This window comes from Mesorhizobium sp. M1307, assembly GCF_040318155.1.
Lineage (GTDB): Bacteria > Pseudomonadota > Alphaproteobacteria > Rhizobiales > Rhizobiaceae > Mesorhizobium.
In genome coordinates this window covers 167,349-186,964 of sequence record NZ_JAMYLR010000007.1, presented here as the reverse complement: position 1 = coordinate 186,964, position 19,616 = coordinate 167,349, and the positions used below count along the sequence as shown (strand labels likewise).

General features: G+C 63.0%; 21 protein-coding genes and 2 pseudogenes. 12 read left to right on the top strand and 11 right to left on the bottom strand.

Translation table 11 applies throughout. The annotated features are described in order from the left end of the window. Positions 1-49: 49 nt before the first annotated feature. Positions 50-811 (bottom strand): GGDEF domain-containing protein, encoded by a 762-nt coding sequence (locus NKH16_RS11895; RefSeq protein WP_352899494.1) that lies wholly within the window; start codon positions 809-811, stop codon positions 50-52. A gap of 161 nt (positions 812-972) precedes the next feature. On the opposite strand from NKH16_RS11895, the gene NKH16_RS11890 reads away from it, so the two are divergent. Beyond that, positions 973-1,680: a pyrimidine 5'-nucleotidase gene (locus NKH16_RS11890; protein WP_023677476.1), complete on the top strand. Its 708-nt coding sequence runs from the start codon at positions 973-975 to the stop codon at positions 1,678-1,680. Positions 1,681-1,714: 34 nt separating this feature from the next. Here NKH16_RS11890 and NKH16_RS11885 read toward each other — a convergent pair whose 3' ends face one another. After that, the gene (locus NKH16_RS11885) at positions 1,715-2,554 is read right to left on the bottom strand and encodes an LOG family protein (protein ID WP_352744281.1); all 840 of its coding nucleotides are present in this window, start codon (positions 2,552-2,554) and stop codon (positions 1,715-1,717) included. Between the two features lie 145 nt (positions 2,555-2,699). Between NKH16_RS11885 and dapD the strand changes: the two genes are divergently transcribed. The 4 genes from dapD (at position 2,700) to NKH16_RS11865 (ending at position 6,286) form a co-directional block, all read left to right on the top strand. Beyond that, positions 2,700-3,554 (top strand): 2,3,4,5-tetrahydropyridine-2,6-dicarboxylate N-succinyltransferase, encoded by an 855-nt coding sequence (dapD, locus tag NKH16_RS11880; protein WP_352455975.1) that lies wholly within the window; start codon positions 2,700-2,702, stop codon positions 3,552-3,554. Positions 3,555-3,584: 30 nt separating this feature from the next. Next, on the top strand, positions 3,585-3,962 hold the full coding sequence (locus NKH16_RS11875) for a DUF805 domain-containing protein (protein WP_023677473.1): 378 nt from the start codon (positions 3,585-3,587) through the stop codon (positions 3,960-3,962). A 21-nt stretch (positions 3,963-3,983) separates the two neighbouring features. After that, the gene (locus tag NKH16_RS11870) at positions 3,984-4,772 is read left to right on the top strand and encodes a hypothetical protein (protein ID WP_352744278.1); all 789 of its coding nucleotides are present in this window, start codon (positions 3,984-3,986) and stop codon (positions 4,770-4,772) included. Positions 4,773-5,107: 335 nt separating this feature from the next. Beyond that, entirely contained in the window at positions 5,108-6,286 is a 1,179-nt protein-coding gene (locus NKH16_RS11865) for a diguanylate cyclase domain-containing protein (protein WP_352899490.1), read from the top strand. On the opposite strand, the pseudogene NKH16_RS11860 reads toward NKH16_RS11865, so the two are convergent. Continuing rightward, positions 6,198-7,230 (bottom strand): annotated as a pseudogene (locus NKH16_RS11860) (2-dehydropantoate 2-reductase). The gene NKH16_RS11865 and the pseudogene NKH16_RS11860 overlap by 89 nt on opposite strands. A gap of 129 nt (positions 7,231-7,359) precedes the next feature. On the opposite strand from NKH16_RS11860, the gene dapE reads away from it, so the two are divergent. Both dapE and NKH16_RS11850 read left to right on the top strand, forming a co-directional pair. Next, the gene (gene dapE, locus NKH16_RS11855; protein ID WP_352455971.1) at positions 7,360-8,559 is read left to right on the top strand and encodes a succinyl-diaminopimelate desuccinylase; all 1,200 of its coding nucleotides are present in this window, start codon (positions 7,360-7,362) and stop codon (positions 8,557-8,559) included. Between the two features lie 2 nt (positions 8,560-8,561). Further along, the gene (locus NKH16_RS11850; protein WP_352455970.1) at positions 8,562-9,170 is read left to right on the top strand and encodes a transporter; all 609 of its coding nucleotides are present in this window, start codon (positions 8,562-8,564) and stop codon (positions 9,168-9,170) included. On the opposite strand, the gene truA is transcribed toward NKH16_RS11850, so the two are convergent. From truA to def, 4 genes are read right to left on the bottom strand one after another with little or no spacing between them, the layout of a single operon-like run. Further along, a complete protein-coding gene (gene truA, locus NKH16_RS11845; protein WP_352744267.1) occupies positions 9,152-9,907 on the bottom strand; it encodes a tRNA pseudouridine(38-40) synthase TruA in 756 nt (251 codons plus the stop codon). The two genes, NKH16_RS11850 and truA, sit on opposite strands and share 19 nt — an antisense overlap. Positions 9,908-9,925: 18 nt before the next feature. Further along, on the bottom strand, positions 9,926-10,435 hold the full coding sequence (locus NKH16_RS11840) for a GNAT family N-acetyltransferase (protein WP_352455966.1): 510 nt from the start codon (positions 10,433-10,435) through the stop codon (positions 9,926-9,928). Continuing rightward, positions 10,432-11,361 carry a methionyl-tRNA formyltransferase gene (fmt, locus tag NKH16_RS11835; protein ID WP_352744374.1) on the bottom strand — a complete coding sequence of 310 codons (930 nt, stop codon included), beginning with the start codon at positions 11,359-11,361 and terminating at the stop codon, positions 10,432-10,434. The genes NKH16_RS11840 and fmt overlap by 4 nt, the downstream gene beginning before the upstream one ends. 16 nt (positions 11,362-11,377) lie before the next feature. Continuing rightward, a complete protein-coding gene (gene def / locus NKH16_RS11830) occupies positions 11,378-11,908 on the bottom strand; it encodes a peptide deformylase (protein WP_352744265.1) in 531 nt (176 codons plus the stop codon). A gap of 103 nt (positions 11,909-12,011) precedes the next feature. Between def and NKH16_RS11825 the strand changes: the two genes are divergently transcribed. Beyond that, positions 12,012-13,274, top strand: a complete 1,263-nt coding sequence (locus tag NKH16_RS11825; RefSeq protein WP_352455962.1) for a DNA recombination protein RmuC — start codon at positions 12,012-12,014, stop codon at positions 13,272-13,274. 39 nt (positions 13,275-13,313) lie between these two features. On the opposite strand, the gene NKH16_RS11820 is transcribed toward NKH16_RS11825, so the two are convergent. The 3 genes from NKH16_RS11820 to NKH16_RS11810 all read right to left on the bottom strand — a co-directional run bounded on the left by NKH16_RS11820 (position 13,314) and on the right by NKH16_RS11810 (position 15,695). Further along, positions 13,314-13,718, bottom strand: coding sequence for a GFA family protein (locus NKH16_RS11820; RefSeq protein WP_352899484.1), 405 nt, complete (start codon positions 13,716-13,718; stop codon positions 13,314-13,316). 80 nt (positions 13,719-13,798) lie between these two features. Next, a complete protein-coding gene (locus NKH16_RS11815) occupies positions 13,799-14,761 on the bottom strand; it encodes a cation diffusion facilitator family transporter (RefSeq protein ID WP_352899482.1) in 963 nt (320 codons plus the stop codon). A 124-nt stretch (positions 14,762-14,885) separates the two neighbouring features. Next, positions 14,886-15,695, bottom strand: a complete 810-nt coding sequence (locus tag NKH16_RS11810; RefSeq protein WP_352455958.1) for a transglutaminase-like domain-containing protein — start codon at positions 15,693-15,695, stop codon at positions 14,886-14,888. 215 nt (positions 15,696-15,910) lie between these two features. Here NKH16_RS11810 and NKH16_RS11805 point away from each other — a divergent pair, with 215 nt between their 5' ends. Beyond that, positions 15,911-16,036, top strand: a complete 126-nt coding sequence (locus tag NKH16_RS11805; RefSeq protein WP_013528464.1) for a hypothetical protein — start codon at positions 15,911-15,913, stop codon at positions 16,034-16,036. 154 nt (positions 16,037-16,190) lie between these two features. Then, on the top strand, positions 16,191-16,514 hold the full coding sequence (gene sugE / locus NKH16_RS11800) for a quaternary ammonium compound efflux SMR transporter SugE (RefSeq protein ID WP_352899479.1): 324 nt from the start codon (positions 16,191-16,193) through the stop codon (positions 16,512-16,514). A gap of 72 nt (positions 16,515-16,586) precedes the next feature. Here the strand turns inward: sugE and NKH16_RS11795 are convergent, their stop codons facing one another. Then, positions 16,587-17,015 (bottom strand): DUF6481 family protein, encoded by a 429-nt coding sequence (locus NKH16_RS11795; RefSeq protein ID WP_023718183.1) that lies wholly within the window; start codon positions 17,013-17,015, stop codon positions 16,587-16,589. Positions 17,016-17,245: 230 nt separating this feature from the next. Between NKH16_RS11795 and NKH16_RS11790 the strand changes: the two are divergent. Beyond that, a pseudogene (locus NKH16_RS11790) lies at positions 17,246-18,306 on the top strand (LLM class flavin-dependent oxidoreductase). A 133-nt stretch (positions 18,307-18,439) separates the two neighbouring features. Next, positions 18,440-19,600 carry an AI-2E family transporter gene (locus NKH16_RS11785; RefSeq protein WP_352899477.1) on the top strand — a complete coding sequence of 387 codons (1,161 nt, stop codon included), beginning with the start codon at positions 18,440-18,442 and terminating at the stop codon, positions 19,598-19,600. Positions 19,601-19,616: the final 16 nt, after the last annotated feature.

Below are 19,616 nucleotides of genomic sequence, written 5' to 3'. Positions count from 1 at the left end.
CAGTCTGGCAGCGGCGCGGTTGAATGCAGCAGAAGGCTTAGGGCCGAGCTCAGGCGGCTTCGGAAATATCGCGGTCGATGATCGACAGATTGCGGCCGCGATGCTTGGCCTCGTAGAGCCGCTGGTCGGCGGCGCGCATTAGCTCCGACACTGCGGCGTCTCTGCCGCAGGTGATGCCGCCAATGCTGACTGTCAGCGGAACCGTTCGTTCGTCGACGGGCCGGAAACGGATACGCTCGACTTCACGCCGGATGCGCTCGGCGACGCGCCTTGCCTCGTGTTCGGTGGCACCAATCAGAAGGGCGCAGAATTCCTCGCCGCCGATGCGGCCAAGCACGTCGCCGCTGCGCACGCCACGCTCTATCGCGTTTGCGATCAGGAGCAGCGCATCGTCGCCGATAAGATGGCCGTAGCTGTCGTTGATGGTCTTGAAATGGTCGGCATCGACGATCAGCAATGCCCCGCGATCGGATTTGCGCCGGGAGCCGTCGAGAGCGGCAAAGAAACTTTCGCGGTTGAGCATGCCGGTCATGTCGTCGCGGCTCGCCTTTTCCGCCAAGCGCCTGTGCGCGGCGGCGAGTTGGGCATGGGCGCGGGCGAGCCCGCGATGCGCGGTCTGCAACCTTTCGCCCTGCCAGAACGTATAGGCGCCGACGCTCCAGGCAAGCGCGAGCGGGCACACGGTGGATGTCAGCCAGATGGTGCGATTGATCGGAAACCCCATTGCCGGCACGACGATCAGCGTCAGCAAAAGCGAGACCGCGACGGAGGCGAAAGCGATGGCGGCAGACTTTAGAAATATGCGATTCATCGCTTGCTCCCACTGGTCCGTCTTGGTTCCAGCAAAGCGCTGAATGTCACCTTTCGGCGATGCTTAAGATTTTAATCATGGCGCCATTTTTACCACCCAGGGCGCGCATAGGTTGTGGATAAACCTCCTGTTAGAAAGATCGTTTCGTGCCATAAGGACGTATGACCACACTTCCCGACCCCGCCCGCTTTGCCCATGTCACCGACTGGGTGTTCGATCTCGACAACACGCTTTATCCGCATCATTCGAATCTGTTCTCGCAGATCGATGTGAAGATGACCGCCTACGTCGGAGAATTGCTGACGCTGCCGCGCGAGGAAGCACGCAAGCTGCAAAAGGAGCTCTACCGCGAATACGGCACGACACTGAACGGATTGATGACGCGCCACGGCATCGACCCCGACGATTTTCTCGAGAAAGTGCACGACATCGATTATTCCTGGCTGGTTCCAGACCCCGTCCTCGGCACCGCCATTCGCCAGCTTCCCGGCCGTAAATTCATCTTCACCAATGGCGATCGCCGGCATGCCGAACGCACCGCGCGGCAGTTGGGCATTCTCGAGCATTTCGATGATATTTTCGATATCGTCGCAGCCGGACTGAACCCCAAGCCGGCGCGGCAATCCTATGAGAAATTTGCCGAACTCCACGCCGTTACCGGGCAAAATGCGGTGATGTTCGAAGATCTTGCCCGCAACCTGTCGGTGCCGAAATCGCTGGGCATGACCACAGTGTTGGTGGTGCCGCGCAATTTCGAGCCGACCTTCTCGGAAATCTGGGAACGCGACCCGGCCAACGAGGACGATGTGGACTTCGTCACCGACGACCTCGCCGGCTTTCTCACGGCGATCGTGGAAGTCCCTGCTTGAGGCAGCCGGCGCGCTTCAAGTCCTTGCTTGCATGTCAAAGTTTATAGAAGCGGCTGACGATCCCCCAGGCCTCGTCGGCAGTGTCGACGAAATCGATGATATCCTGGTCGCCGGGCGTGATCGTGCCTTGCTCGGCGAGGAAATCGAGGTCGATCGCCCTTGCCCAGAAGGCCTTGCCGAACAGGATGACCGGCACGCGTTCCATGCGGCCGGTCTGGATCAGGGTCAGCGTTTCGAAGAACTCGTCCATCGTTCCGAAGCCGCCTGGAAACACCGCAACGGCCTTGGCACGCATGACGAAATGCATCTTGCGGACCGCGAAATAGTGGAAGTTGAAGCAGAGTTCCGGCGTCACGTAGGCGTTTGGCGCCTGCTCGTGTGGCAGCACGATGTTGAGACCGATCGACGGCGCGCCAACATCGTCGGCGCCACGATTGCCGGCCTCCATGACGCCCGGCCCGCCGCCGGTCACCACGACGAATTCGCGATAGTACGAGATGGCCGACTGCTGCGAGCAGAGGCGGGCGAATTTGCGCGCCTCCTCGTAATATTTGCTGTTTTGCTCGAGGTTCTTCTTCTGCGTCTCGTTCTTGGCCGCCCAGGCTTCGCCGCCGGGCTCGGGAATGCGGGCGCCGCCGAACAGGATGACGGTCGATTGGATGCCGCGCTCGGCCAGGATCATCTCCGGTTTCAGCAGTTCGAGCTGCAGCCTGACCGCGCGCAACTCGCGCCGCGTCATGAAATCGGGATCGTTCCAGGCCAGCCGGTATGTCTCCGCGCGCGTTTGCGGCGTGTCCGGCACGCTTTTCGACCGCTCCAGATCCTCGTCCGAATGCGGCAGCGGCGTCCATCCCGCCTTTTCCATGGGAGTCATATTTGCTTTACCCGTCCAATCATTCACTTGCGCCGTCCCGTGACGCTGCCGCGATTGACCCTCCCCAAGCCTTCACATAGGGTCCGCGCGACTTTCAAACAGGTTAAGGCGCCGGCCCTTAACAGCTTGGTAATGGAGCGAATTCATGTCGAAGCCCGATCTCGCGAGCCTCGAGGAGATTATCGAGAACGCCTTCGAGGAACGCGACACGATTTCGACCGCAACCCGCGGCGAGACGCGCGAGGCCATCCAATCGGCGCTCGACCTGCTCGACCGCGGCGTCGCCCGCGTCGCCGAGCGGCAGGCCGACGGCAAATGGCATGTCAACCAGTGGCTGAAAAAAGCGGTGCTGCTGTCGTTCCGGCTTACCCCGATGGAGATCATAGAGGGCGGTCCCGGTCAGGCGGTATGGTGGGACAAGGTGCCTTCGAAGTTCGACGGCTGGAGCGCCGTCGATTTCGAGAAGGCGGGCTTCCGCGCCGTGCCGTCGTCGATCGTGCGCCGCTCCGCCTATGTCGCGCCCGGCGCCGTGCTGATGCCGTCCTTCGTCAATGTCGGCGCCTATGTCGACAGCGGCACCATGGTCGACACCTGGGCTTCGGTCGGCTCCTGCGCCCAGATCGGCAAGAATGTGCATCTGTCGGGCGGTGTCGGCATCGGCGGCGTGCTGGAGCCGATGCAGGCCGGTCCAACCATCATCGAGGACAATTGCTTCATCGGCGCCCGTTCCGAAGTGGTCGAAGGCTGCATCGTGCGCGAAGGCTCGGTGCTCGGCATGGGCGTCTTCATCGGCCAATCGACCAAGATCGTCGACCGCGCCACCGGCGAGATATTCTACGGCGAGGTGCCGCCTAATTCCGTCGTCGTCGCCGGCTCGCTGCCGGGCAAGCCTTTTCCAAACAACGAGCCCGGCCCCAGCCTCTACTGCGCCGTCATCGTCAAGCGGGTCGACGCCAGAACCCGTTCCAAGACATCGATCAACGAATTGCTGCGCGATTGATCTTTCCCCACGAATACGGACGGAATTCGCTTGCCTGACAGATCAGACCTCATCTGGCTTTTCTTCAGAACTTCGGGCCGCGTCAGCCGCGCGGCCTATTTTCTGGGAGGACTGCTGGTGGCCATCATACAGGCCCTCCCACTCTACCGTTTCACGCTGGTTCCGGAAGGCACTACCGAGAGCAACATGTGGTCGTTCATTTTCTTCATCGCCTTCATTGCCTCGCTTTGGTCGAACGTGGTGCTGGCGGTGAAGCGGTTGCATGACCTCGACAAGCCGGGTGTTGCGGCGCTGGTGCTGTTCGTGCCGGTTGTCTCGATCATCGCTTTTCTGGTGCTTTGCCTGTTTCCAGGGCAACCCGGCCCCAACCGCTACGGCAAGCGCACCAATGCCCCGGCTGAACCCTGAGCGCCGATCGGACATTTCGTCATGCGCTACCGCTCGCTTGATCCGAAACTGATCCTCGAAACCGCCGAACGGCTGGAAGGGCGCGTCGCCGAGCGCTTTCCCGATGCAGGCTTGCGCGGCGTCGCCGCCGAGCTCGTGTCGCTGTCGCGCGATCTGGCAAAGGCAGCCAAGGCGCTGGAGGCGCCGATCTGGTGGCTGCGCGGCCTCATCATCGCCGCCTTCATCGTCGGAGCGCTGATGTTCCTGTTCGTCGGCACAATCCTGCCGCTCGGCCGCATCTCGGGAAGCCACGATGCCTTCCAGTCAGTGCAAGGCATCGAAGCCTCCCTCAACATGATCATCCTCGCGGTGCTGGGCTTCCTGGCCCTGATTCGCTCCGAGGAGCGGATCAAGCGCAAGCGGGTGTTTCGCCAGCTCCACGGGCTGCGGTCGCTGATCCACGTCATCGACATGCACCAGCTGACCAAGGATCCGGCAACGCTTTCAGCCAGTTTCAAGCCGACTGCGCATTCGCCAGCCCGCATCACCAACGCCGCCGACCTTGCCCGCTATCTCGACTACTGCTCCGAGATGCTGTCGATCACCGGCAAGATCGCCGCGCTGTTTGCGCAGTCGGTCAATGACGCCGTGGTCATCGACGGCGTCAACGACATCGAGAACCTGGCTTCGAACCTCTCGCGAAAGATCTGGCAGAAGATCACGCTGATCGAAACCCCTCATGGGCAGCCGGCACGTGCGGCGAAGACCGATCCCGAGCCGGGTCCGCCGCGTCGGCCTGCAGTCCGCAGACAACCGGGGCCGGCAAGCTAAAACCGGCCATCCGGCGGCAGATCCGCTAGAGCGGTTCATCGTTTCGCAGAAACGCCGAACCGCTCTATCTTTTTGTTTTGACGCAATTCCGGACGGAAAACCGCTTCACACTTTTCCTGGAATTGCTCCAGAGCGGCGGAACGGGGAGTTCCGAAAGCCCGGTTTTGCGCCGGATGCTCTAAGCGAATGTTAATCACCCTGGCCCAGCATGCCGGCGAAGACTGTGTCGACCGGCACGGAGCGCTCGACTGGCAAGCGACCTATCCCTGATCACCAAGGAGCCGCGCAAAACGTGGAGCGCCGCCGCTCGCCTGTTTGCCTGGTTCTCTTCGCCGATGAAATTGGAACCGGAAGCTGTCCGCGCCCGGCTTCTCGACACGACCTTCGACCGCAAATTCGCAGTCCTGTTCGGCACCATCAGCGTTCTGTTGGTTGCAGTCAGCGCCGCTCTTGCCACCGGGGATTGGTGGCCCTACGCCTGGATTGCCGCCGACCTGATGCTTTTCACCGTCCGCGTTCTGCTGATGCGGGAATGCGAGCAGGCCCGCAGGCGCGGCTCGAAAGGGCCGCTGGCGGGCCTGATGGCGGCTAGCGGCGTCTGGTCGGTCGTTTTCGGCCTCGGCTGCTATGGCTGTGTTGCCAGCGGGAATATGGCGCTTTCCGTACTTGCCGCCTTGAATGTCGCAGGCGTCGTCGGCGTGGTGTCGTCACGCAATGCGGCGACCCCGCGCTTCGCCATATTCGTCATGTTGGTCGTAAGTCTGCCTTACGTGGTCGGTGCATTGTTTTCTGCGGCGCCCGGAATGCCGATCGTCGGAATTCAAACGCCGTTCTATGTGGCCGGCGGCATCATCGTGCTGCTTCAGAACCACGCAATCAATGCCCGCATGATCCGCGCCGAACTGGACAATCGCGACCTGGCCATCAAGGACGCGCTGACCGGCCTGCCAAACCGCATCTTCCTGCAGGAGAAATTGCGCGACATGTGCCGCGACCTTGCGGCGCCGGCCGCCAATGGCGGCAAGCCGTTTGCAGTGCTCAGCATGGATCTCGACGGTTTCAAACAGGTCAACGACCGTTTTGGCCACGCCGTCGGCGACGTGCTGCTACGCAAGGTAGCCGAACGATTGAAGCGCGGCTTCCGTCCGGGGGACGTGGTCTTCCGCATTGGCGGCGATGAATTTGTCATCCTTTTGCCCGCAACCTCGGAGATCGAGGCCACCTACCTGGCAAAACGGGCCATCGAAAAGGTCTCGGTGCCTTTCGACCTCGGGGTCGGTTCCGCCATCCATGTCGGCTTGAGCGTCGGCAGCGCCTTCGCACCCGCCGACGGCGGCGATCCGGAAATCCTGCTCACCTGTTCCGACCATGCGCTCTACGAGGCCAAGCGCACCGGCAAGGGCCGTTACTGGGCGCCTGTGCGGGCTATGATCCGACGGTCGCGACAACGGCTTCCGGCGTCTGGCAGGGCGATCCGCGCCTCTTCTGCTCGGCCACGCGCACCAGTGCCGTGACATGCTTCAGCAACGGCGCCGGCGTGCCGGCCTTTTCGGCCAAATGCAGGACCGCGCCTTGCAGTTCGCCGATCCCCGTCGGCCGGCGGCGCTGAAGGTCATCCCACATCGACGAACGCGCGGCAGGGTCGATGGCAAGCATCCGCCGCGCCAAGAACTTGAACAGCCAGTCGGGCAGGCGAAGCACTTTCGGCAGCAGCGCGGGACGCAGGCCGGCGATGCGAGCGGGTTCGATGCCCGTCGCCATCATTGCCGCCAATGCTTCGTCGATCTGGCCGGCCAGGATCAGCCGCCAGCGGCGATCGGCAAGCTCTGCCGCCAGCGGCAGGCCGGAAAGCGCCACCAGCGCGTTGTTGAGGTTGAGCAGCAGCTTGCCCCATAGCACCGCTTCGATGTCACCATGCGTGGCGACGGCAAAGCCCTCAACGTCAAGCAGTTCGTCAAGGCCTGTCGGACCCTGTTCGATCATCACCTTGCCGCCGCTGGCGCGGTGCAGACGAAGCGGCAATTCGCCCTCCGCCGATTGGACCACGTTGAACGGCACCATGCCCGCGAGCACCCGCCGGGCGGCGAGATTGGGCTCGCAACTTATCGGCATTGTCGACGCCGTTCTGCAGACTGAGTACCACCGCATCCGGTCGGGCATGGGCCGCAATAAGCCCGGCCATGTCCTGCGTCGCGCCGCTCTTGACCGTTACCAGGATGACATCGGCACTGGGGAATGCCGCGGCCGGATCGGCGGTGACCGACAATGCCTCCGGCTTGACGGATCGGTCGCGGCCATCACGGTCGGTGATGCGCAATCCACCTTTTTGCAGCGCCTTCTCGATGCGAGGCCGCGCCAGCAGAACCACCTTTCGCGTGGCAAGTATCAGGCAGCCGCCGGCGTAGCATCCGATACTGCCGGCACCGGCGATTACGATTGTCTTGCCACGCGTGACCATGCGATGGCCCTGTCCTGGTCGAGAGGCCTTGCCGCAACTATACGGCATGAAAACCATAATGTCGGCGGCATGGCTGGCCCTTATGTCTGGCCGTGACAGGCCTTGCGCTTTCGACTATCGCTTTTGCCCATGACGCTGCCTACCGATCCGACCAGAAATCTGGCTGCTCTCATCCGCTGCGCTTCCGTGACGCCCGCCGAAGGCGGTGCGCTGAGCGCGCTGGAAGAAATGTTGAAGCCGCTCGGCTTTGCCGTCGAGCGCCCGGTGTTTTCCGAATCCGGCACACCTGACATAGAGAACCTTTACGCGAGGCGTTCCGGCAACGGCCCGCATCTGATGTTTGCCGGCCATACCGATGTCGTGCCGGTGGGCGATGAAACAGCCTGGACGCACCCGCCCTTTGCCGCCGACATCGCCAATGGCGAGATGTTCGGCCGCGGCGCCGTCGACATGAAGGGCGGCATTGCTTGTTTTGTCGCGGCGGTAGCGCGACACATCGCGCAGAAGGGCGGCCCGAAGGGGTCGGTCTCGCTGCTGATAACCGGCGATGAGGAAGGTCCGGCGATCAACGGCACGACGAAACTGCTCGAATGGGCGGCCGCCAAAGGCGAGAAATGGCATGCTGCGATCGTCGGCGAGCCGACCAATCCCGACGCGCTCGGCGATATGATCAAGATCGGCCGGCGCGGCTCGCTCTCCGGCACGGTCGTCGTCAACGGCCGCCAGGGCCACGCCGCCTATCCGCAGCTAGCCGACAACCCGGTGCGCGGCCTGGTGACGCTGGTCGACGCCTTGCTTCACCCCGTCTTCGACAACGGAACAAGGGATTTCCAGCCGACCAACCTTGAGGTCACCTCCATCGATGTCGGCAACCCTGCCACCAACGTCATCCCAGCGAAGGCGGCGGCTACCTTTAATATTCGCTTCAACGACACATGGACCGCCGAGACGATCCAGGCCGAGATCCACAACCGCCTCGACCGGGCGGCGAAACGCAAGAAATACCGCGCCGGCAAGAAGACGCCGGTCGACTACGAGATCGTCTGGCGCGACGGGCCGAGCCATGTTTTCCTGACACGCGACGACAGGTTGATCGAGACGCTTGGCGGCTCGATCAAGGCGGTGACCGGCAGGAAGCCGGCGCTCTCCACCTCCGGCGGCACCTCCGATGCCCGCTTCATCAAGGATTATTGTCCGGTGGTCGAATTCGGACTGGTCGGCAAGACCATGCACATGGTCGACGAACGCGTGGCGATTGCCGACCTCGAGACGCTGACGCAGATTTATCTGCGCTTCGTTGAAGACTGGTTTGCGCAGGACATATCCTAGTGATGCTTTCAGCGGATGAAACCTACGCTTCGCTTGCCGGTGCCTGGCGGCTGATGCTCGGCAAGGCCGACGGATTTCGCCTGCTCGACCTTTCGGCGGACGGTTTCTGGAACTCCTTTTTTGCCATCGTCGTCGCGGCGCCGGCACTGATCGTCGGCTGGGTCGGTATTGCCAACGAGATCGGCGATCCCAACGCATTCGTCGGCCGTTTCAGCATGTTGATCCGCCTGGCCACCGTCGATATCGGCGCCTGGGTGCTGCCGCTCATAGGCCTCGCCCTGGTGGCGCCGCGGGTCGGCGTCGGCGGCCGTTTCGTCCATTATGTCGTGGCCAGCAATTGGGCCTCGGCGATCATCGCCTGGATGATGCTGCCATCGGCGTTGATCCGGCTTTTCCTGACGTCGGCCAACGAAGTCTCCGGACTCGTGTCGCTGCTGTTGTTCGCGCTGTCGATGGTATTGACCTGGCGGATGACCAACGTTGCGATCGGCAGGGGTGCGGCCACCGGCAGCGCCGTTTTTGCCGGCATGTTCGTGGCGTCGCTGATCGTCCTGTTCGGCCTGCAGGCGCTGCTCGGGATCAGCGTTCCGGATCAGCCAGGCGTCGGATAATCGACGCCGACGAGAAACAGCCCGTCGGGCGGCGCCACCTGACCGCAGGCCGCACGGTCGCGCGCCTCAAGCGCCGCCTTGAGGTCGGCAACAGTCCAGCCGCCTTCGCCGACACGTTTGAGCGAGCCGACCATCGAGCGCACCTGGTTGTGCAGGAATGACCGCGCCGAAGCGCGGACCTCAATGAAATCGCCCGCCCGGCTGACATCCAGCCGGTCGAGCGTGCGGACGGGGCTGGTGGCTTGGCACTGGGTCGAGCGGAAGGTGGTGAAATCATGCCGGCCAAGCAGCACCTTTGCCGCCTCGTGCATGGCACCGGCATCGAGCTGCTTCGGTACCCACCAGATCTTGCCCTTGTCGAGCGCCGCCGGCGCGCGGCGATTAACGATGCGGTAGAGGTAATGGCGGCCGATCGCCGAGAAACGCGCATCGAAGCCATCCGGCACAACGGCGGCCTTCAGGATGGCGATGCGCACCTTGGCCGCTTGCAGATGCGCGTTGACGGCGTCGCGCACCTTGTCGCCGGGCCATGCCTTGATCAGATCGACATGCGCCACCTGAGCGGTCGCATGGACGCCGGCATCGGTGCGGCCGGCGGCGCGCAGCGAAACCTGCTCACCACAGAACTTCTCGATCGCCTGCTCGATCGCCTGCTGCACCGATGGCTGGTTGGCCTGGCGCTGCCAGCCGGCGAAGAGACTGCCGTCATATTCGATGTCGAGGCGAAAACGCGGCATTCCCGGATCGAGGCGAAATCAGGCGGCGAGGGCTGAGCCGAAGGCCGAGGCGTAGACCAGCCTGCCGGTCTCCGGCGCCTCGCCCCAGGCAAGCGCCTGCAGGGCTTCGCTTTGGTAGTCGCTCTCGAATTTTGCTGCACGGGCGCGGCTGTAGCCGAAACGGCCATAGTAAGCCGGATCGCCGAGCACCACGGCGAGCGTCTCGCCAGCAGCCTTCAGGCGGATATGCGCCTCGCGGACCAGCGCACCGCCGATGCCGGTGCCGTGGAACGACGGCTCGACCGCCAAAGGAGCCAAAGCCACCGCCGGGAAGCTCTTGCCGCCATTCTGCACGAAAAGCCGTGAAAACAGGATATGGCCGACCACTTGCCCGTCTTCGTCCGCCACCAGTTCGACGACGGCATCACCGCCGGTGACCAGCGCGTCGACCAGTCCGGCCTCCGTCTGCTGGCCGAATGCGTGTTCTTCGACAAGGCGGATCGCCTCGCGGTCCCGCGGCGTCGCCGCGCGTATGGACATCATGCTCATGACAATTTCATTCCTTTTTCGAGCTTGGCCCCGCGCAGAAACTCCTGCGCGGCAATGGGCCTTGCGCCCGCACGTTGAACTTCGACCAGCCTGATCGCGCCTGACCCGCAGGCGACCGTCAGCCGGTCATCGAGAATTCCTCCCGGTTCGCCGGCGCCTTGCGAGAGCGTCGAGCGAAGCAGTTTCAGCCGTTCCACGCGGCCGCCGATTTCGGCCTCGCACCATGCACCGGGAAAGGGCGACAGGCCGCGAATCTGGTTGTGCACGTCGCCGGCAGGTCGCAGCCAGTCTATGCGAGTCTCCGATTTATCGATTTTCTTGGCGTAGGTCACCCCCACCTCCGCCTGTGTGGTAAATGTCAGCGTATTCCGCTCCAGCCGTTCGAGCGCTTGCACGATCAGCGCAGCACCCAAGACCATCAGCCGATCGTGCAGATCGCCGGCCGTCATGTCGGGTCCAATGGGACATTTTTCAACCATTGCCACCGGCCCGGTGTCGAGGCCTTCCTCCATCCGCATCACCATAATGCCCGTTTCGGTATCACCGGCCATGATGGCGCGCTGGACAGGGGCAGCGCCGCGCCAGCGCGGCAATAGCGATGCGTGACCGTTGAGGCAACCGAGCCGCGGCGCCTCGAGAATGGGTTTAGGCAGAAGCAGCCCGTAGGCGACGACCACGGCGACGTCGGCACCCAAGGCGCGGAACGCCTCCTGCTCCGCCTCGCCCTTCAGCGACACCGGCGACCGCACCTCGATGCCAAGCCGCTCCGCCTCGCGCTGCACCGGCGACGGCGTCAGTTCGAGCCCGCGCCGGCCGCCGGCGCGCGGCGGCTGCGTGTAGACGGCTGCCAACTCGTGCCCGGCCCCGGCAATCGCCCGCAGCGTCGGCACGGAGAATTCGGGCGTACCCATGAAGATGACACGCAGGGGCATTCGTCGACGCCTACCCCACCATCTTGCCCGGCGCCTTGTCCCTGGCGAGCTTCTTGAATTTCTTGACCACCATGTCGCGCTTCAGCTTGGAGATGTAATCGATGAACAGCACGCCGTTGAGGTGGTCGATTTCATGCTGCAGGCAGGTCGCCATCAGCCCCTCGGCCTCGATCTCCTGCAGCTTGCCGTCGCGATCGAGATATTTCACCCGCACCGCGGCGGGGCGCTCGACTTCGGCATAGTAATCGGGGATCGACAGGCAGCCTTCCTCATAGACCGAACGCTGGTCGGAGCTTTCAAGGATTTCGGGATTGATGAAGACGTGCGGCGCCGGCGTCTCGTCCTCCTTGGCGAGGTCGATCACCAGCATGCGCAAGGGTTCGCCAACCTGGATCGCCGCGAGGCCGATACCGGGCGCGTCATACATGGTGTCCAGCATGTCGCCGGCCAGTTTGCGCAAATCCCCGTCGACACGCTCGATCGGTTTTGAAACCTGGCGCAGGACGGGATCGGGAAGGATGATAAGCGGCTTGATCGACATGGCGTCTCACCTAAGACCTCGCAGGAAAAGCGTCAACCGGGGCGCCTTCGGGTCGTTCACGTTTTGATCTGTGCCGGCAGACCGAATCATCTATGCTGTCGACATGAACGATCTGGCCACCATCCTGTCCGAACCTGTCGCCCGCCTCGGCGCCACCACGATCACGCTCGGCCAAGCCCTGGGTTTCGGCGCAATGCTGTTCCTCGGCCTGTTCGTGGCGCTCGTCGTTGCGCTCTGGCGATCGGCCAAGGCGCGTGCAGTGGCGGCCGCCGAAGCCGCCGACCACGCCCGCGACGCCGAGGTGCGGATGGCTGGTATCTTGGCAAGCCAGGCGGAAATGCAGGGCCGCATGGGCGCCATCGCCGAAGTGTTCGGGGCGCGCCAGGCCGAACTGACACAGTCGATCGGCCAGCGTCTCGATGCCATGACAGGCCGCCTGGGCCAGACCATGACCGAGCAGACGAGATCGACGCATGAGAGCCTCGCCAAGCTGCAGGAACGGCTGGCGGTCATCGATATCGCGCAAGGCAACATCCAGTCGCTGGCCGGCCAGGTCGTGCAATTGCAGGCGATCCTTTCCAACAAGCAGACGCGCGGCGCCTTCGGCCAGTCGCGTATGGAAGCCATCGTCGCCGACGGATTGCCGCACGGCGCCTATGAATTCCAGGCGACCTTGTCGAATGGCAGCCGGCCCGACTGCCTGGTGAAGATGCCGAACGGCGCACCGTCGCTTGCCGTCGATGCAAAGTTTCCGCTCGAGGCCTGGAATGCCATCCGGGCCGCCGAAGGCGCCGAACTGCAGAAGTCCGCCGCACAGGCTTTCCGCCGCGACATCGAGGTGCATGTCCGCGATATTTCCGAAAAATACCTGATCCAGGGCGAGACGCAGGACACCGCCTTCATGTTCGTGCCTTCGGAATCGGTGTTCGCCGAAATCCACGAGAATTTCGAGGCCGTTGTCCAGAAGGCGCATCGCTCGCGGATCGTCATCGTCTCGCCATCGCTTTTGATGTTGTCGATCCAGGTCATCCAGGCGATCCTCAAGGATGCCCGCATGCGCGAGCAGGCACACCTGATTCAGGGCGAGGTTATCCGGCTGATGGAAGACGTCTCCCGGCTAGACGAGCGGGTGCGCAAATTGCAGACGCATTTTGGCCAATCGGCCAAGGATATCGACGACATTCTGGTCTCGACATCGAAGGTGACCAGGCGCGGACAAAAGATCGAGGCGCTGGAGTTTGGCGTGCAGCCGGCGGAGGACACCGCTGGTTCGAATGGCAGCGGAGCAAAAGCGGAAAGCAGCCCGCGCGTCGCCGATTCGAAAACCGGGCAGTTGAGGCTAAGGGTCGTCGAAGGCGACGATTGAGAGCTGCGCCGGAACCGGAGGCTTCGTCCGGGTCTGGCGCTACTGCTCCTCGATGATGGTTGTGCCTTCGAATTCCGGCAGCCAATGCAGCGCCGAGCGGTGCCAGATCTGCTTTCTCGGCACCAGTTGCTCGCGCTGCCGTGCCGTGCCGACCCTGATACCGTAAACCTTCGGTCCCTCGCCCGCCGACGTGGCGTAGAGATGCGAGCCGCACTCACCGCAAAATGCCTGGGCGCGCTTGGCGCCGCTCGAACCGGTCTTGATATAGATCTTCGGCGTGCCCTTGGTGATCCTGTAATTGTCCTCGGACGCCGGCACGGTGACGCGAAAGGCCGTTCCGGTTAGCTTCTGACAATCGATGCAGTGACAAATGGTGGTCTTTTCCGGATCGACTTCGGCCTCGTAAGTGATAGTGCCACAATGACACGCGCCGTGGATTTTCATCTTCGTTCCTCCTGGAGCTTTTGCCCGCGATCATAACCGGGACTGCCCGATGGCGCATCGATTTCCTCAAGCCATTTTCCTTAGGCCGGTTCCCCTCCGGACGCCGCCAAGGCCTTGCTCCGGCGTTCCCAGGTACCGGTGGTCTGAGGCTTGACGAACAGCCGCGTCACCTCCGGCATCTCCGCTTTCAGCCGCGTCTCGAGGCGTTCGACGCAGGTCTCTATCTCGGGCGCCGACAAGTGGTCCTCGAACTCGATGCTCAGAGCGGCGACGATCTCCTGCGGACCCATATGCAGCGTCAGCGCGCCATTCGCCCGCTGCACCGCCGGGTCCTGCTGGACGATGTCCAATACTTTCATTTGCACCTCGGGCGAAGCCGGCTCGCCGAGCAGCAGGCTTTTGCTTTCGCGCGCCAGGAAGATCGCGGTCCCGCCCAGGATCAGCGCGATGCCGATCGACGCGGCGCCGTCGAGCTTCGGCATGTCCAGCAGTTCCGCCGCCAATATGCCGGCGAAGGCGACAACGAGGCCGAGAAGTGCCGCGCTGTCCTCGAAGAGTACGGTGTAGACACTCGGATCCTTGCTGAGCTGCACCGCCTCGAGCCAGCCGTGGCTGCCTTTTTGGTGGCGGAATTCCTTCAGCGCCACCAGCCAAGAGGTGCCTTCGAAGAGGAAGGAAAGGCCGAGGACAGCGTAGTTCACCTTGGCGTTGGCGATCGGCTCCGGCGCCATGATGTGCGTCACGCCTTCGTAGAACGATATGCCGGCACCCAGTGCAAAGACGAGGAGCGCGACGATGAAGCTCCAGAAGTACAGCTCGCGGCCATGGCCGAGCGGATGCGTGCGGTCGGCCGGCCGGGCGGCACGGTGCATGCCGTAAAGCAGCAGGCTGCCATTGCCGGTATCGACGAGCGAGTGGACGCCTTCCGAGAGCATTGCCGAGCTGCCCGTGAACAAGGCAGCGGCAAATTTGGTCAGTGCGATCGCAAGATTTCCGGCGAGCGCCGCATAGATCACTTTTTTCGACCCGCCATGCGCCGCCATGGTGTGCTGCCTTGGTTGATGCACCGAGATTGGCGGAGCGCCCGCCCACGCTCCACAGCTCTCACAACGCCCGAAGTGCCCAGTTGTTCACAAGGTCAGTTGTTCAAAAGCGCAGCGCGACGGGCTATTCGACGACCTCGTCCGTCCAGACCTTGAAGCCAGCCAGCGCGCCCGGCCCAAAAATGTGGGTCAGCGGCACATCGGCGGCATCGCGTCCGGAGGCAATCAGGATGCGGCCGATGCGCGGCGCGTTGTTGCGCGGGTCGAACGCGTGCCAGCGGCCGCCGAGATAGACCTCCATCCAGGCCGCGAAATCCATGTCCGACCACGGCTTTGGCAGGCCGATATCACTGATATAGCCGGTGCAGTAGCGGGTCGGAATGTTCAGGGCGCGGCAGAAGGCAACAGCGAGGTGAGCAAAGTCGCGGCATACACCACTCTGCTCGCGATAGGCCTCGGCGGCGGTGCGTGTCGGCCGTGCATTGAAATAGTTGAAGGCGATGTGGTTATGGACGAAGTCGCAGACCGCCTGGACGCGCGGAATGCCGAGCGGGGTGCTGCCGAACAGCCGCCACGCTTCATTCGACAGCACGTCGCTCTCGCAATAACGGCTGGGCAGCAGGAACAGCAGCGTCTCCGACGGCAGATCGCGCACCTCGTGCTGCCACGCCGTCAGCTCGCGCGTCTCGAAGGAGCCGGGGTCGCGGATCACCGCGTCCGTGCCGAACGCAAAGCGCCCGGCCGGCGCAACGAGACGGTTGCACCAATTGCCGAAACTGTCGCGGTAGCTTTCGATCGGCACCGGCGGGTTCGACGTCAGGAAGTCCGGCCGCTCAAGATCGGATGCGCGCGAATAATGGACGTTTAGCATCGCGATCAGCGGTGTTTCCTGCGGGAAGTCGAAGCTCATCTGGCAACCGATGTGGATCCGCATTGTCGTCCTGACCGGCCTGCCCGATCATCAGCCGGCGAAACGCAAGGGCTGATGCTGCAGTGCGAAGAAGACCATGGCACGGACCGCTGCGGTTTACGAGGGAATTAGAAACCGGTTGACAGCCATCGGCCAGGGCGACTGCACGGCAGCGGCCTCTTGCAGTCGAGCGTTTTCTCTTGTTTCACTTCGCCAGACGTCAACTGGAGGAACGAATCATGGCTAAGGGTGCGATGAAGGCAGGCAAGGAAGCCCGCAAGCCGAAGAAGGACGCGAAGAAACCCGCGCCGGCGCCGGCCCTGAAGGCACCGCCGGTGAAGGCGATGAAGCTGAAGGACAAGTAGAGCCGCAGCTACCGTTTCGGCTTATTTCGACCGGCCGCAAACGCGGCCGGTATGATTGTTCACTAAGCTCACGCGCATCCCCTATGGATGCGGCGAAGGCAATTTTTGCGCTTTTCAAGAAATCGCCCGGAAGCCATCGAAACGGAGCGTTCCGATGTCGTGGATTTTCCTGTTGTTCGCCGGCCTGTTCGAGATCGGCTGGGCGATCGGCCTCAAATACACCGACGGATTCTCGAAGCCGCTGCCGACCGTCCTGACGGTAGCCTCGATGATCGTCAGCCTGATCTTGCTCGGCCTGGCGCTGAAGGCATTGCCGGTCGGCACCGCCTATGCGGTGTGGACCGGCATCGGCACCGTCGGCACGGCGCTGTTGGGGATATGGCTGCTCGGCGAGCCAGCGACGGCGATCAGGCTGGCCTGCATCGCGCTAATCGTCTGCGGCATCATGGGACTGAAGCTCCGGCTTAGCCGATTCTGACAGACGAACGCGTTCGGGGCCGCTGCAAGGCGGCCCTGATTCTTGAATTCGGCTGATCGGCGCCGGAAAGCGCTATCGCGCGGAGAAGCCGGGCGGCGTCCTGCCGGTGCGCTGCTTGCGCGCCGCATAGCGCGCATCACGCTTGGCCTTGCGTTCGGCCTCGTCGGCAAGAAAACGGGCGATGCGCTCGTTCTCTTCAGCTTCCCGGATCTTCGCTTCGGCCTGTGCGGCTTCTTCCGCGGCAATGCGTGCCGCTTCGGCAGCTGCCTCGCGCTCGGCCTTTTCGGCCGCTTCGCGCGCCAGCTTTTCCTGCTTCAGCCTGGCCTTTTCGGCCTCGCGTATCGCGCGGGCCTCGAGGATCGCCTTGCGCTCGGCCTGTCGTGCCAGCACCGCTGGATCATCTGCCGCCGGCTTTGCCTTGAAGCGCTCCAGAAGCGCCTTCTTTGCCTCGTTTGCGGCATTGCGCCGCTCGAAAACGTCTTTTTCCCTATAGATAGCCAAGTCCACTTCCCTGAAGTCAATTTGCGAGGCTTACATACGCGCGAAAACCGAGAGTTCAAGCGCCAAAACGGTATGCCAGCCATGAAATTCTGATCTGTTGCAGCCGGGAGACGCCATTTCGATTGAATTCGGCTGAAAGGCACCCGCACTGTTCACCATCCAGGCATCTGGCGGGGCGGCGGACTGATCGCTACGTGTAGCGCCAAGACAAAACGCTGAGATGACACACTATGGAACTCGGTCTCTACACCTTCGCCGACGTCAGCCCGGAACCAGGTCCCGGTGCGATCGGTGCGCATGAGCGGTTGCGCAACCTGATCGAGGAGATCGAGCTCGCCGACCAGGTCGGGCTGGACGTCTTTGGTCTCGGCGAGCACCACCGTCCCGACTATGCTGCCTCGGCTCCGGTGGTGGCGCTAGCGGCGGCGGCCGAACAGACCAAGCGCATAAGGCTGACCAGCGCTGTCACCGTGCTGTCCTCCGACGATCCGGTGCGCGTCTTCCAGCAGTTTGCCACCCTCGATCTTCTGTCCGGCGGCCGTGCCGAGATCATGGCCGGGCGCGGCTCGTTCATCGAGTCCTTTCCGCTGTTCGGCTACAATCTCGAAGATTATGACGAGCTCTTCGCCGAGAAGCTCGACCTGCTGCCGCCATCCGCGATCATGTCAAGGTGACCTGGTCGGGCAGTCTGCGCGCGCCGATCCACAACCGCGGCGTCTATCCGCGGCCCTTGCAGGACAAATTGCCGATCTGGATCGCCGTCGGTGGAACACCGCAATCCGTCGCCCGCGCGGGTGTGCTCGGGTTGCCGCTGGCACTGGCGATCATCGGTGGCGAGCCGGCGCGGTTCGCACCGCTGTTCGACATCTACAGGGATGCAGCCAGGCGCGCCGGCAACGATCCGGCAAGCCTTGCCACCAGTCTCAACGTGCACGGCTTCATTGCCGACACCACGGACCAGGCAGCCGACGATTTTTACGGGCCGCAGGCCGAGGTGATGAACCGCATCGGCCGCGAGCGCGGCTGGGGGCCGACATCGCGGGCGCATTTCGACCAATCGCGCGGCCCAAACGGCGCGCTGTTCGTCGGCAATCCAGAACAGGTGGCCGGGAAGATCATTGCCCAGCACAGGATATTCGGCAACGACCGCTTCCTGCTGCAAATGGCGATCGGCACCATGCCGCACGCCAAGGTGATGAAGGCCATCGAACTCTACGGCACCAAAGTGGCGCCGATCGTGCGCCGGGAAACTGCGAAGGCCGTTCCCGCCGTGGCGGCGCCGGTTGCCTGATTCCCAGTCACCTGATTCACCGGCAAGGCCGCGAGGCGGCTTTGCCGGTGACGCCGGCTAACGGAACCTTGAAGCGACAGAGGCGTTTTCGCCAACGGTCTGCACCAATCGCGGTGTGCCGCCGAGGGTCAGAATGAAAGCCGAACCCGACGCTTCGGGCGCAAGCGCTGCCGAAAGCCCGGATCCGCGCGTCGAGGCGCGGGCGGATGCGCATCTGATGCGTTCGCTGCTCGTCGGCATCTTCATCCTCATGGCGATCTACGCGCTTTACTTCGCCCGCGCCTTCTTCATGCCGGTCATTCTGGCTTTCCTGCTGGCGCTAACGCTGACGCCGATCGTTCGCTTCCTGCGCAAGCATGGCATGCCTGATGTCATTTCGGCGACACTGCTGGTGCTGCTTTCGTTCTGCCTCGTCGCCGTCGCGGGATATCTGCTCAGCGGCCCGGTCATCGATCTCATCAACAACACCTCGACGATCGGCCAGCAGCTTACCGAACGTCTGGCACAACTGCGCCGTCCGTTCGAAAGGATCGTGGAGGTTTCGCGCCAGATAGAGGGACTGACGCAGACATCCCAGGAGCCGGGCGTTCAGAGGGTGGCGATGGCGCCATCCGGTATTCTCTCGCAGGCCGCCGGCAATGTACTGTCGGCCGGCACCAGCGTCACCATCGTCTTCGTCCTGTCGCTGTTCCTGCTCGCCTCCGGCACGATGTTCTATGAAAAGATCGTCCAATCCTTCCCCAGTCTCAGCGAAAAGAAGCGGGCACTGCGTGTCGTCTACGACGTCGAACGTGAAATCTCGCACTATCTGCTTACCGTCACGATCATCAATACATGTCTCGGCGTGGTCATCGGGCTCGGCCTGTGGGCACTCGGCGTGCCAAACGCGCAGGTCTGGGGCGCGGCAGCGGCTCTGCTCAATTTCCTGCCCTATATCGGAGCGTTAATCACCATCACGCTGGTCACGATCATTGCGCTGATAAGCTTCGACACGATTTCCTACGCGCTGCTGGCGCCGGCCTTCGTCGTTCTATGCTACATCGTCGAAGGCCAGTTCGTGACGCCGACGGTGGTCGGCCGCCGTCTCGAAATCAACGCAGTGGCGATCCTCATCGCCATCGCCTTCTGGTCGTGGCTATGGGGTTTTGTCGGCGCGCTGCTGGCGGTGCCGCTGCTGGTCGTCATCAAGGTGTTCTGCGATCATTTCGACGGTCTCAGCCATGTCGGCAATTTCCTGGCGGCGCAACACACGGCAGCGATCGAGGACGACGAGATTTCCGAGGTGAACAAGTAGCGGCTTAAAGGGTCAA